The following is a 13,668-nucleotide window of genomic DNA, read 5'->3' on the forward strand; positions in this document are numbered from 1 at the left end:
GTAATGACAATATTTGCGGTAAACGGCAACCTGGCTTTAATCGGCCAGGAAAGGTTCAATATGGCTAAGCGCGAATAGTAGTTGTTCGTCCGGGCTCAAATCGGTATTATCTAAAATAATAGCATCCTCCGCACGTGTCAACGGGCTTTCCTTGCGGGTGGTGTCCTGGTAATCGCGGTGGGCCAGGTTATCAAAAATTTCTTCTAACGTTATTTCGGGGTTGGTGGGCAATAGCTCTTTATACCGGCGCTCGGCGCGAATCTTTGGGTCGGCAGTCATAAATAGCTTTACCTGCGCATTCGGGAATACTACGGTGCCAATATCGCGGCCATCCATAATAATGTTTTTTGATTTGCCCATGCGCTGCTGCTGTTTTACCATGGCCACGCGCACTTCATGTATTGCCGCAATGGTGCTTACCTTGTCGGCCACATGCATCTGGCGTATCTCGTCAGATACTTCTTCATCGTTAAGCGTGATGTGTGTTTTGTAATCCCTGGAGTGAAAGTTAAGATGGATATTGTTCAGCGCGTCGGCAATCTGTTCATGATTAGTCAGATCGATGTTATTACGCAGAAAATACAAAGCCACAGCCCGGTACATTGCGCCGCTATCTACATAAATAAAATGAAGTTTTTTTGCTAAAGCCTTTGCTAAAGTGCTTTTACCACATGATGAATAACCATCAATTGCTACTACGATATTGTTGCTCATAAGAGCCGCTAAAATAGTGATTTTTGTTGATTGTTGGATGGTTGAGTGAGTAGTTGATTAAGTTGATTGAGTGAGTGGTTGATTAAGTTGATTGAGTGAATGGTTGATTAAGTTGATTAAGTTGATTGAGTGAGTGGTTGATTAAGTTGATTGAGTAAGTGGTTGATTAAATTGATTGAGTTGAATGGTTGATTAAGTAAAAAAGTTCAAAAATTTAAAACAATGCAAGCTTTGGCGTATTCCTAATCAACCTAATCAACCTAATCAACCTAATCAACCTAATCAACCTAATCAACCTAATCAACCTAATCAACCTAATCAACCTAATCAACCTAATCAACCTAATCAACCTAATCAACCTAATCAACTTAAAAAAGCTACATTTGGAAAATGAACCTGAATAAAGCCGATTTACAAAAAGAAATAACTTACAAAACATCACGGAGTGGGGGCAAGGGGGGCCAAAACGTAAACAAAGTATCAAGCAAGGTTGAGCTTTTGTTTGATGTTGCCGCTTCGGCGTTATTTAATGATGATGAGAAAATATTGCTCGCCGGAAAATTGCAAAACCGGTTAAATAAAGACGGCCTGGTACAAGTAATTTGCGATGAAGAACGCAGCCAATACCTTAATAAAGAAAAAGCGGTTGAAAGGCTGATTGCCTTATTAGGTCGCGCGCTGGAGGTACAAAAAGTACGGAAACCAACCAAAGTAAGTAAAGCCGCCAAAGCTGCCCGGTTAGATAACAAAAAGAAACAATCGGCAAAAAAGGAAAACAGGGGAACTAATCATGACGATTAGTTAATTTGAGGATTTGAAAATTTTTAAAATCAATGCAGAATAAAACTTCAATTGTTATCATTCTCAAATTTTCAAATCCTCAAATTTTCAAATAGAAGTTTACTTAAACCGATAAACCCCGGTTATTGCCGCCCATTGGTGCGAATGTACCATTGTTTCTACTTCGCGGGTGTGGAAAATAGCGGCGACATCAAAAGTGAAACGGGTAAAGCTAAAGCCCACGCCAAACTGCTGGCTAAAAACAAAGGTCTTTTTGGTGCCGGTAATTTCCAGGCTATTAGGATCATGGCTGCTAAAAAGGCCGCCTTGTATGGTGGCATCGTAAACTACGGCATTTATTTGCGGTTTATAATAAAAAAACAATTCCTGCTTGTGCAATAAATTGCTTTGAGGTGTTAACGATGCTGTGCTTTGCGTGCTTATTGAGTTGAATAGCTGGTTAAAGTTACCCAGGCGAAACAGCGGCCCTAACCCGGCGCCAGTAAACCCGGTACCTAAGTTGGCATAACTGGCCAGGCTTACATCTGCCCATGATGCACGGGCAAGCAGTTTGTTATATTCGGCAGATAGATTGAGCTCAACATCATTCCTGATCTGGTATTGCCAGCCGTTTAGTGTATAAAAGCCAAATGTGTTATGAATAAGTTTTTGAACAGGCTCGCCGCCGGCTGCAGGGCCAACCAGGCCTATCTGGGCACCAAGCTTAAGGGTGCTTTCGTTTTTATATAACAGGTTTAAGGTACCACCTACATACGTATATGCGGCAAAAGGCCGGTCGACATCACCTGCATCCCTTACGTAACCTGATTGTGCATTAAACATTTTTTGACCTAATTCGATGCCCAAAATTTTGTTTTGAAGTTTTCCCGCATCTGCCACTTTTAAAGCCTTGCGGTAATAAAAGAAAATACCATTGGTATAATACCTGTCAGACCCCTGCCCCAGGTACGAGTCGTTATCTGTTTGGATGCCAAACTCCTGGCTATGTTGCTGGGCAAACAATGTGGTACAGCCCAACAGGCATACCAGCGTAAAGAAAAACTTATTTAGCATTTAGTATAAATATATAGGCTACCAATATAGAAATTTTGAGCGATTTATATGTTAAAGCGCCTTATAAGTCAAAAGTCAAAATTAAAAAGTCAAGAATGTTTGGTTGGTAGAATGCTTGTGGGGAAGGAAGAGGTAAATCCGCGACTGGAATTAGGCGGCATGTTGATATGAACGTAATTTATTTTACAAATAAGAAAATAAAACTTATCTGAATAAAAGTTGTTGCCTATAAAAACATAAATAAATCACTACTATGAAAAAGTTAAGTTTAATGGCGATGATGGCAATTGCAGCCTTATCGTTCCAATCATGCGGCGGTGCCAAAGACAGTAAAGATGCTGCCGACAGTACCAATGCCGTTAAAGACACATCAACAATGGCGGTTAAAGATACCGCAGGCGTAACCGGAGCTAAAGGCATTGCTGTTGATAAAGATGATGCAAAATTTGCAGTTGACGCTGCCAACGGTGGCATGGCCGAAGTTGCGGTAGCCAAAGTTGCCGAAACCAAAGCCTTAAATCAAAAAGTTAAAGATTTTGCTGCGATGATGGTGGCCGACCATGGCAAGGCAAACGACGAGTTGATGGCTATTGCCAAAACCAAAAATATTACGTTACCTGCCGCTCCAAGCGAAGATAAGCAAAAAGAATTGGCAGATCTTTCAAAGAAATCGGCCAGCGATTTTGACAAAGCTTACGTAGATGCCATGGTTGACGGACACAAGAAAACAATATCAATGTTTGAAGATGCCGCTAAAAACTGCAAGGATGCAGATTTGAAGGCTTTTGCCGAAAAAACTTTACCTACTATTAAAGGTCACCTTGCCGAAATAGAGGCGATTAAAAAAGGTATGAAATAATTAATGCTGATTTTATAACAATGGAAGGGAGGTAATTTTACCTCCTTTTCTGTTTTTATACCTATTTTAGGGCTTAACAACAGATTGGCCCGCCCTATGAAAAAAGTTTACCTGCTCTTTTTAGCCTTATTGGTTTTTATTTCGAATGTTAAAGCCCAACAAACCGATGAAATTACCGCCAAAACAAAAGGCTTTACCAAATACAAAGGCTACTTCAACTTTTATTGGGATGAGAAAACCGGGAAGATCTTTTTAGAGATTGATAAATTTGACCAGGAGTTTCTGTACGTAAACTCGATGCCTGCGGGTGTTGGATCAAACGACCTGGGTTTGGATAGGGGGCAAATTGGTGGCAGCCGCATAGTAAAATTCATTAAGAGCGGCCCTAAAGTATTGCTGATGCAACCCAATTATAGCTACCGGGCTATCAGTAATAATGCCGATGAGCGTAAATCTGTAGAAGAAGCCTTTGCACAATCGGCTATTTGGGGTACTACGGTTGTAGCCCAGGATGGCAATAAGGTTTTGGTTGATTTTACACCCTTTTTGCTGCGCGATAGCCATAAAATTGCCGACAGATTGAATGATAATAACCAGGGTAGTTTTAGTTTTGATGATGGCCGGTCGGCGGTGTATTTACCCAATACAAAAAGCTTTCCTGATAATTCGGAATTTGAGGCCACTATTACCCTGGCCGGAAAAGGCAAAGGCTACGAGATTAGCTCGGTAACGCCCGATCCTAATGCTGTTACCGTAAGGATGCACCAGTCGTTTATAAAACTACCTGACGATGGCTATAAAAAGCGAAACTTCGATCCGCGATCAGGCTATTATGATGTGGAGTATATGGATTACGCTACGCCTATTGATGAGCCTATCATGAAACGGATGCTTACCCGTCACCGGTTGGAAAAAAAGGACCCTGCTGCGGCAATTAGTGAACCCGTAAACCCCATCATTTATTATGTCGACCGTGGCGCGCCCGAACTTGTGCGCAACGCCCTGGTAGAAGGCGCCAGCTGGTGGAACCAGGCTTTCGAGGCTGCCGGGTATAAAAACGCTTTCCAGGTTAAATTACTGCCTGAGGATGCCGACCCTATGGACATCCGCTACAATATTATCCAGTGGATCCACCGCTCAACCAGGGGATGGTCATACGGCGAATCGATTGATGACCCGCGTACAGGCGAAATTATTAAAGGACAGGTTTCCCTTGGCTCCCTGCGCGACAGACAGGATTTCCTGATTGCCGAAGGATTGGTTCAGCCTTATGAAGATGGAAAGCCAACAAGTGATAAAATGCTGAAAATGGCCCTCGCCCGGTTACGGCAATTGGCAGCCCACGAGGTTGGTCATACCCTGGGCTTGCAGCATAATTTTACCGCGAGTGTAAATGGCAGGGCATCTGTAATGGATTATCCGCCACCGGTTATTAGCCTGGTTGCAGATGGTACTATCGACCTGAGCAAAGCTTATCGCACCGAAATTGGCGAATATGACAAACGCGCCATCCTTTATGGTTACCAGGATTTTGCCAAAGGCACAAATGAGGATGAAGTTTTAAAAGGCATCATTACCGAAACCATTAAACAAGGCTTTTTATTTATATCTGACGATGATGCCCGGCCTGCCGGCAGCGCTCACCCGCAAGCCCATTTATGGGACAGCGGCACCAATGCCGCCGATGAACTTAACCGCCTGATGGCATTACGCAAACATGTGCTGGATAATTTTTCGGAAAAAGCCATTCGGCAGGATGCGCCGATGGCCACGCTGGAAGAGGTATTGGTACCGATGTACCTGATTCACCGTTTCCAGGCCGAGGCTGCTTCGAAAATGATAGGAGGCTTATATTATACTTTCGCACTTAAAAACGATGGGCAAACCATTACTAAATTTGTGCCCCCTGCCGAGCAATGGAAGGCTTTTAATGCGCTGATGGGTACCATCAGCCCCGATGCACTGGCACTGCCCGAAAAGTTGATAGAGAAAATACCACCGCGCCCCATTGGTTATCCCCGTACAAGGGAAACCTTCAAATCGCATACCGGCCTGACTTTTGATCCGATGGCTGCTGCAGAATCTGCCGCCGCTGCAACCTTATCGTTCATGTTGCAACCCGAACGGGCCGCCAGGCTGGTTGAATACCAATCGCGCGATAATACCCAGCCGGGCCTTTTACCTGTTTTGAACAAACTGGTAGCCCAAACCTGGAAAGCCCCGCAACCAGCAGGCTATAAAGGCGAGCTGCAACGCCTGGTAAATAACCTTGCCCTTAGGCAGATATTAACCCTGGCGGCCACAACCAGCGCCCCTGAAAGCGTTCGTGGTATTGCTTTACTCCAGATAGATGACCTTAAAAAGTGGATGAAAACAGCTACGCTTACTGCCGCAGGTAACAGTAAAGCTAATTTGCTGTTCGGCTTATCACAAATCAATGAGTTTGAGAAAAATCCCGATAAATTTCAACCCGCACCGGTGCTGAATATGCCGGATGGATCGCCGATTGGGATGGATTAAGAAAAATGATAAATCTACGATTACGATAAGCCCTTGAAAATCTTTGCTCTTTTTCATGGCATTCCCTGCGGGCCGCGCTTTACGCTCATACGCGCACAAGGCCTTAAGCGCGAGGCCGGTATCCGCTGCAATCGCTAATGCTTTGTCTGAATCGGAATTAAACGAATTATAGAATTAACAGAATTTTAAAAGCAAATTCGAGTAAATCTAAAAATTCGTTTAGTAATTCAGGTTCAGGCAAAATTCTGTTAATTCTCTAATTTTGAAAAATTCTGGTTCAGACAAATCTTACCGCCATCTCCTCTTTCACAAAATCAACAACCTTATCATTTGCCCCTCTTTCAAATCCATGCCAAACAATACTTAGTTTATCAAACCTCGAAAAAAACATCCCCTCAACTGCCGATAATGTGACGCTTTTTTTCTTCGGATCAAATCTAATGGTACGTTTATAATAAGCCCCCTGCTCATAATCGTAAGACGATCCGTCATCTTCATAATACAAAAAATCAGTGGCTTCTTTGCCATTCCAGATGTGGAGTTGCAAGATTCCATCGCCTTTAGCGGCGGTACTTTGCGTTATGCTTTGTATTGGTATAATTGCACCTGCTTTTACAAATACCGGTAAGTCAGTTAATGGCGATGCTACTTTTACAATTTTACCACCTTTGAGTTTTTCGCCGGTACTTAATTGGTACCAGTTGCCTTTGGGTAGGTAAACATCGGTTGTTAGTTTATCGCTTTCAACCGGCGCAACCAACAAGGCATCGCCAAACATAAACTGATTTTGAAAACGTTCGAAATATACTTTCTCGTCAAACGGAAACCCGATGGCCAATGTACGGCTAATGGGCAGGCCCGTTTGTGTGGATTGATAAAAGGCCGAATAAATGTAGGGGAGTAGCTTATACCGTTGCTCAATATCTTTTTTGATAATCTGCTCATTAGCATCACCCCATTCCCATGGTTCGCGCATTTTGCTGCCCTTTATGGCATGATTACGAAACATCGGCGTGTATATACCCAACGAGTTCCATCGTACCATTAGCTCGGGCGTTGGGTTGGCGCTAAAACCGCCGATATCTACGCCGGTAAAAGCCATGCCGGTAATACCAAGGCTGTTTACCAAACGCTGGCCCAAAAGCATGTGCTCGTCTGTGCCGGTATTATCTCCCGTCCAAACGGCCGAATAGCGCTGTGTGCCGGCGTATGCAGCCCGGGTGAGTACAAATGGTCGTTTGTTATTCAGTAGTTTTCTTGTGCCCCCGTAAGTGGCCCTGGCCATTTGCATACCATAGGCATTACGTACTTCGGGCATATATTTATCAGCAAATTTTACCATCCATGGGATGTTTTGTCCCCAGGCTGCCGGTTCGTTCATATCGTTCCAAAAGCCGTCTACACCAACATCGGTCAACGCGGTAAAAGCTGCTCCCCACCACTCACGTACATCATCCCTGAAAAAATCGGGGAAGTGGCAGCGCCCTGGCCAAACGTATCCGGTATAATTTTCACCATCGGGATATTTGGCAAAATAATCGTTAGCTACGCCTTCATCATATTGCTTATAGCCTTCTTCAATCTTTATTCCCGGATCAACTATGGTAACCAAATGAAAGCCCATCTTTTTTAGCTCGTTCATCATGGCCTGTGGATCAGAAAAAGTTTTTTTGTTCCAGGTGAAAATTTTGAAGCCCTCCATATAGTCAATGTCGCAATACATCACATCGGCCGGGATCTTTTTTTTGCGAAAGGTTTTGGCAATTTTTAACACCTCTTTGGCGCTCATATAACTCCAGCGGCACTGCTGGTAACCAAGGCTCCATAATGGGGGCATTTCCATACGGCCGGTGAGCCAGGTATAATCCTCAATAATTTTCGCCACACCCTGCGCGCCGAAAAAATAATAGTTCATGTCGCCGCCATCGGCACCAAACCAGCTCATTTCATCATCCGTAGTGGCACCAAAATCGAAATAGCTTTTGTGGGTATTGTCCAGAAACAAACCATAGGTTAGCCCGCTATGCAGGCCGATAAAAAACGGAAACGTTTTGTATAAAGGGTCGCTTTTGTTATTGTAGTCAACAGCGTCGGTATTCCAGTTAACGTACGATGTTCCGCGCCGGTCAAGATTGCCTGCTTTCTCGCCCAAGCCAATGAACTTTTCATCGGCGTATAATTTACGGTAAGTAACTACACGCCCGCCTTGCCAGTTGGTGCCAAAACGATTATCGTCCTGGCTTATCGGCTTGCCGTCGGCCGTAAAAAAGTTAAATCTCAGCGGTGATTTTTGAATACGGAGTTTTATAGCGGTGGTATTGATTTCGATAGCATCGGCTGATTCGGTAAACTCCAGGTGCGCATCAGCGTTACGAATCACAGCATAAGAGCTATCCGGCTTACTATGCTTTTTACTGATATTAACCCGGATGATTGTCGGGCTGTAAACATACACCTTTGCTTCTGCTTCTATTGTTTTAATGGTTAGCAAGCCGCCCTGCTGTTTAAAGCTTTGTACGTTCCCTAATATTTCTATTTCCATATGGTAACATGCCGGTGCAATTGATAGTAAGGCACAAAAAAGCAACGCCATTAAGTTTTAATAGTTTTTATAAAAGTAAATCAGTATCGTGTCAACGATAAATTGACGGATAGTCTTCAGCCCAAAATCTTAAGTTCTAAGCCCAAAAAGAGAAAAAGCAACTTTAGACTTACGACTTATTACTATCGACTTAACACAAGCCAATTATGCCCTCATAACCGATGAACACCAAAAACGCATCGATGAACAGTTCATATTGAACTATCAAGGCATGGTAAGCCGCCGGATTGTGTGTTTTTAACAGTTTGTAGATTGTTATAAGCGGTTGGTCTATAACTACTTATAGCTTGTCTATTTGGTTTTAACAACTGCAAAAGATGTTGTTGTTTTGAATATTGAAAATAACAAACACATTTAAAAACAACATTTAAAAAATAAAAAGATCATGAAAAATTCAATCAAATTATCAGCATTATTCTTGTTATTAAGCGCAGGCATTTTTACTTCAGCAGCTGCCAATGCCAAAGGCCATACCGAAAAAAGTAAAGATGTAATTACCGTATCGTCATTAAAACACGATCGTGGTGTTGCGGTAATCATTTCAAAATCTGAAGCCAGCAAATCATATGTAACCATTTTTGACCAGGCAAACAATATTTTGATGGAAGACTTTTTGCCCAGCAAAGTTGAGGTAGAAAAAGGCTATGTGCTAACCAGCCTTGACAACGGCGATTATAAATTCGAGATTAAATCAAACGACCAGGTGGTTATAAAAACCGTGCATGTTTACGATGAGAACAACAAAAAGAGATTCTTCTTTGTTGACTAATCCAGTTATATAAAAAGCAAAAAAGTCTGGCGACCCGCCAGACTTTTTTGCTTTTTATATAACTGGAATTTAATCCCAAAGCGTTGCCGGATAGGTGCCATTGGCAACCAGTTCCGAAATACTTTTTTGTACAATAGGTTTATCTTCTTTATAAGTAACACCAAACCATTTTGAGCCGGTAGGGATAACCTTAAATGACGCGATATCTTCTTTGATCAGCTTATCGGCCACCAAAGGAATAAAAAATTCCGATTTTGGATTGTTTTCATTGGCGGCAACAAATTCCCTGAACATTTCTTCGCTTTGTTTGAAAACTGCCGGCGTAAAGCCCCAGAAATTCATCGATACGCGGGTATCATTGCTTAATGCATGTTCGCCCGTAGCATCTTTGTATGCAACGCTGCCATCTTCTTTAAAGTAAACTTCGGTACGCTCATTAATTTCAACCATATTGCCGGCATCATCAACTTTACAAACACCGCGCGATACCGATCCGTAGTCAGATAATGTCCTGTCAATCTGGTAGCCTATTAATGAGTAAGTATCATCAGTAACCTCGGTAGTTAAAAATTTGGCCATTTTTTCAAATGAGTCGTAACCATAAAAATCGTCGGCGTTAATCACGCAAAAAGGCTCATTTACCTGGTTGCGTGCTGCCAGCACCGCGTGGGCAGTGCCCCAGGGTTTTGCGCGTTCAATTTCTTTATCAATGCCAAATGGCTTCAGGTCGAAACTTTGAAAAACGTAATCGGTTTCAATACGGCCCTTTAGTTTGGGTTCAAAAATAGCCTTAAAATTATCTGCAAATTCTTCGCGGATGATAAAGCTTACCTTACCAAAACCTGCTTTTATAGCATCATATATTGAATAATCGATTATGGTTTCTCCGTTGGGGCCAAAGCCGTCAACTTGTTTCATACTGCCGTAACGGCTGGCCATACCAGCGGCCAAAATAAGTAGCGTGGGTTTCATAAGGATGTATATGTGGGGTACTTAGTTGCTAATATTATATTTTACTAATAGAATAAGGAAATGGTTTAAAATCAAAATTGTTTTAACCTGGTTAATTATTTGATGTATCTGAAATCCTGGCCGGCTGTAATGTTTAATAGTGTTTCGTAAATTAAACGGATAACGTTATCTACATCCTGTTTGTGGATCATCTCAACAGTGGTATGCATATAACGTAACGGCAATGAAATTAACGCCGATGGCACACCATCATTTGAGTAAGCAAATGCATCGGTATCGGTACCTGTAGACCGTGAGGATGCCTGGCGCTGGAAAGGAATTTCGGCTTTTTGAGCAGTTTCTATCAGTAGTTTATTCAGGTTATTTTGTACAGCAGGAGCATATGATACTACCGGACCCCGACCGCAAGCTAGGTCGCCCTGTGTAATCTTGTTAATCATCGGCGTTTGGGTATCGTGGGTTACATCGGTAACAATGGCCACATTCGGTTTTATTTTATGGGCTATCATTTCGGCGCCACGCAAACCAATCTCTTCCTGTACGGCATTTACAATGTACAGGCCAAATGGTAGTTTAATGTTGTTTTCCTTTAACAAACGGGCAACCTCGGCAATCATGAAGCCGCCGGCACGGTTATCCAATGCGCGGCCAACATAGTAACGGTCGTTCAGGATCATAAACTCATCCTCATAAGTAATAACACAACCTACGTGAATGCCCAATTTTTCTACCTCTTCCTTTGATGTGCATCCGCAATCTAAAAAGATGTTTTTAAGTGTTGGGGCCTCTTCCTTATCGCCGCCTGTACGGGTGTGTATTGCCGGCCAGCCAAATACTGCTTTCACAATGCCATTATCGGTATGTATGTTTACACGTTTTGAAGGCGCAATCTGGTGATCTGACCCTCCATTGCGGATAACGTATATTAAACCATCGTTGGTAATGTAGTTTACAAACCATGAAATTTCATCGGCATGCGCTTCAATAACAACCTTATAATCGGCTTTTGGGTTAATAATACCAACCGCTGTACCATAGTTATCTACATAATGCGTATCGATGTATGGTTTCAGGTATTCCAACCATAATTCCTGGCCTTTCCATTCAAAACCGGTAGGCGAGGGGTTGTTAATATATTTTTCGAAAAAAGACAGTGAAGTTTCGTTTACAACTGAAATATGCGGAGTAGGATCTGATTTCTTTTTAGCCATTTTGTTTGAGTAACCTATAATAAGCAATAAAGCAAATATAATAAAGCCATTGATATTGCCTCAAAATAACTTGCCATAATGGAAATAAATTGACGTTTTTATTGTTAATTTAATATCTCTACATCAGGAATTCATGTTTTTTTTAATTCATGTGGCAATTAAACCTTTTCATTATTTTTTTGTCATTAACTGTAAGCTTTACAGTAATCTGTAAGTATGGGATATTTACAATATTTTTGAATTTTGATACCTTAATAAACCCCATCGTGAAACGATTTGCGCCTTTTTTTATCCTGATTGTTGTTTTTTTTACATCCTGCAGCATACCTCAATACGTTACCGTACCTGTTAATTATGGTCCTAAAATGGGCTTTAGCCGCGATAGTACTACCATTGTGGTGGTAAACCGTTATCAGCCCGATTCTGTTAAGATCAGGGATTACAGGCGAATAAATGTTTTGAAAAAAATGGCAGTTGTGTCGCTCCAAACTGCTGCCGACCAGCTGAAATATTTAAAAGGTGTACACGTCATCAACCTTGTCGATTCGATAAATTATGCTGTAAATACCGACTCGGTTAAGTTTTTGGCTGCCGCGAATAAAGCCAATTATGTTTTAGTACTTAACGATGTTACTGCGGGCATTTACCCCGAAACGGTATATTATAATGGTGTAGCATCTAATTATTACGCTACTAAAATAAAAACCAACCTATCGTTATTTGAGAGTAATGGAATTTATTCAAAAAAAATGGTAGGTATGGCCGAAGTGCCCCAGGATGAAGTTTATTCGGGTGGTTTTGCATCTTTATTTTACCGTTCATCATACAGGAGCAGTGTGCCCGCTGTAATAACGGCCACCCGCGAAGCTACGCTTGATGCCCTAAAAGATTATTTACCTTTCTCGATATCAAATGAACGGCCATTGTATGCCGATGACGGGCAGCTCGAATCGTCGGTAATGCAAATTAAAGCGGGCAAATTTGATGTAGCTTTTAAAATTTTAAACCCGCTGATAGATGGTGCCGATGTCAAACTGGCCAGTAAAGCAGCTTATAACCTGGCAGTTGTTTACGAAGCCCAGGGCGACATTGAAGAAGCGCTTAAAACCGCCAAGCTATCCAATCAAAAACACCCGAATGATTACGCTAAAGCTATCATTGTAGATTTGATGAAAGAGTAGTTGGATATACTAAAAACAGTTAGTTTTGCCTAAACAATGTTAACTAAAATAAATGCAGATAGAGCAAGTACGCCCTGAATTAACCTGGCGGCTACGTCAAAAGGTTTTATATCCGCAACAAAAACTTTATGAAATGGAAATGGAGGAGGATAACGACGGCCTCCATTTTGCAGCTTTTAAAGACAATGCTATTGTTGCCGTAGTTTCCTTGTTTCAGCGTGGCGATGATTTTCAATTCAGAAAATTTGCAGTTGATGAAGGACAGCAAAATATGGGAATTGGCAGCACAATGCTTACCTACATATCCGATTTTGCTAAACGCAACGGCGGTCGGCGCATTTGGTGCAACGCCCGCATATCGGCTATAAATTTTTACCTGAAAGCTGGCTTTACGCAAACAGGTCAGCTCTTTTCAAAAAATGGCTTCGATTACGAGATATTGGAGAATTTAATTTAAAAACGTTTCTTCACTATCTTATTTATTGCCCCATAAAATCGGCCCAGCTCAGGTTCGACCATGAATATGTTTCAATCGGAGTAATGGTAACTATTATCGGGGTTATGGGTTTTATTACGGGCATGAAAATAGGGGCCACTCTATCTAAGGGAGGCAGCGTAATTGGCCCGTCCGAGGCCCCGCGCACCCAGGCAACTGCATTCCCTGCTTTATCACGGAAAAAGCCATTGTGAAACCGCCCTAAGTATGTATTGTTGCCACCAAATGCAAAAACGTCCTGTTTGTCTATAAAAGCTAATGCTTTACTGCCCTCGTAGTTAAATATAATGCTGTTTTGTATCCACCCTATCACAACTCCGGCCTTGTTGTAAACAGCAATTTCGTCACCTGAAAATTTAGTGGTAGCTAACCCCGCGTTTGCCATCCCGGTAGCATGAGTATACCATGTTGGTAAATGTTTAAAAGTTTTATTAAAATTAAGGCAGGCAGCGGTTACGGCAAGAATGATGAGGTAGCGCATAAGTTTAAG

At 42.1% G+C, this 13,668-nt stretch carries 12 protein-coding genes; 6 read left to right on the forward strand and 6 right to left on the reverse strand.

Going from position 1 to position 13,668, the window contains the following annotated elements; translation table 11 throughout:
* Positions 1-36: 36 nt before the first annotated feature.
* The gene (cmk, locus tag FSB76_RS20385) at positions 37-714 is read right to left on the reverse strand and encodes a (d)CMP kinase (protein ID WP_147056575.1); all 678 of its coding nucleotides are present in this window, start codon (positions 712-714) and stop codon (positions 37-39) included.
* A gap of 390 nt (positions 715-1,104) precedes the next feature.
* Between cmk and arfB the strand changes: the two genes are divergently transcribed.
* Positions 1,105-1,515 (forward strand): alternative ribosome rescue aminoacyl-tRNA hydrolase ArfB, encoded by a 411-nt coding sequence (gene arfB / locus FSB76_RS20390; RefSeq protein WP_147056577.1) that lies wholly within the window; start codon positions 1,105-1,107, stop codon positions 1,513-1,515.
* A gap of 99 nt (positions 1,516-1,614) precedes the next feature.
* On the opposite strand, the gene FSB76_RS20395 is transcribed toward arfB, so the two are convergent.
* Positions 1,615-2,568 carry a lipid A deacylase LpxR family protein gene (locus FSB76_RS20395; protein ID WP_147056579.1) on the reverse strand — a complete coding sequence of 318 codons (954 nt, stop codon included), beginning with the start codon at positions 2,566-2,568 and terminating at the stop codon, positions 1,615-1,617.
* A 253-nt stretch (positions 2,569-2,821) separates the two neighbouring features.
* Here FSB76_RS20395 and FSB76_RS20400 point away from each other — a divergent pair, with 253 nt between their 5' ends.
* Positions 2,822-3,427, forward strand: coding sequence for a DUF4142 domain-containing protein (locus FSB76_RS20400; RefSeq protein ID WP_147056581.1), 606 nt, complete (start codon positions 2,822-2,824; stop codon positions 3,425-3,427).
* Positions 3,428-3,523: 96 nt separating this feature from the next.
* Complete coding sequence (locus tag FSB76_RS20405) at positions 3,524-5,947, forward strand: zinc-dependent metalloprotease (RefSeq protein WP_147056583.1); 2,424 nt, start codon at positions 3,524-3,526, stop codon at positions 5,945-5,947.
* 277 nt (positions 5,948-6,224) lie between these two features.
* Here the strand turns inward: FSB76_RS20405 and FSB76_RS20410 are convergent, their stop codons facing one another.
* On the reverse strand, positions 6,225-8,489 hold the full coding sequence (locus tag FSB76_RS20410) for a glycoside hydrolase family 31 protein (protein ID WP_225976259.1): 2,265 nt from the start codon (positions 8,487-8,489) through the stop codon (positions 6,225-6,227).
* A 445-nt stretch (positions 8,490-8,934) separates the two neighbouring features.
* Between FSB76_RS20410 and FSB76_RS20415 the strand changes: the two genes are divergently transcribed.
* Positions 8,935-9,318, forward strand: coding sequence for a hypothetical protein (locus FSB76_RS20415; protein WP_147056587.1), 384 nt, complete (start codon positions 8,935-8,937; stop codon positions 9,316-9,318).
* Between the two features lie 69 nt (positions 9,319-9,387).
* Here the strand turns inward: FSB76_RS20415 and FSB76_RS20420 are convergent, their stop codons facing one another.
* Entirely contained in the window at positions 9,388-10,290 is a 903-nt protein-coding gene (locus FSB76_RS20420) for a nucleotidyltransferase family protein (RefSeq protein WP_147056588.1), read from the reverse strand.
* Positions 10,291-10,385: 95 nt separating this feature from the next.
* Positions 10,386-11,501, reverse strand: a complete 1,116-nt coding sequence (locus FSB76_RS20425; protein ID WP_147056590.1) for a M42 family metallopeptidase — start codon at positions 11,499-11,501, stop codon at positions 10,386-10,388.
* A 266-nt stretch (positions 11,502-11,767) separates the two neighbouring features.
* Between FSB76_RS20425 and FSB76_RS20430 the strand changes: the two genes are divergently transcribed.
* Both FSB76_RS20430 and FSB76_RS20435 read left to right on the forward strand, forming a co-directional pair.
* The gene (locus FSB76_RS20430; RefSeq protein ID WP_147056592.1) at positions 11,768-12,682 is read left to right on the forward strand and encodes a DUF6340 family protein; all 915 of its coding nucleotides are present in this window, start codon (positions 11,768-11,770) and stop codon (positions 12,680-12,682) included.
* Between the two features lie 52 nt (positions 12,683-12,734).
* A complete protein-coding gene (locus tag FSB76_RS20435) occupies positions 12,735-13,139 on the forward strand; it encodes a GNAT family N-acetyltransferase (RefSeq protein WP_147056594.1) in 405 nt (134 codons plus the stop codon).
* 22 nt (positions 13,140-13,161) lie between these two features.
* Here the strand turns inward: FSB76_RS20435 and FSB76_RS20440 are convergent, their stop codons facing one another.
* Positions 13,162-13,659: a 4-fold beta flower protein gene (locus tag FSB76_RS20440; protein ID WP_147056596.1), complete on the reverse strand. Its 498-nt coding sequence runs from the start codon at positions 13,657-13,659 to the stop codon at positions 13,162-13,164.
* Between the last annotated feature and the right edge of the window lie 9 nt (positions 13,660-13,668).

The organism is Mucilaginibacter ginsenosidivorax, from assembly GCF_007971525.1.
Taxonomy (GTDB): domain Bacteria; phylum Bacteroidota; class Bacteroidia; order Sphingobacteriales; family Sphingobacteriaceae; genus Mucilaginibacter; species Mucilaginibacter ginsenosidivorax.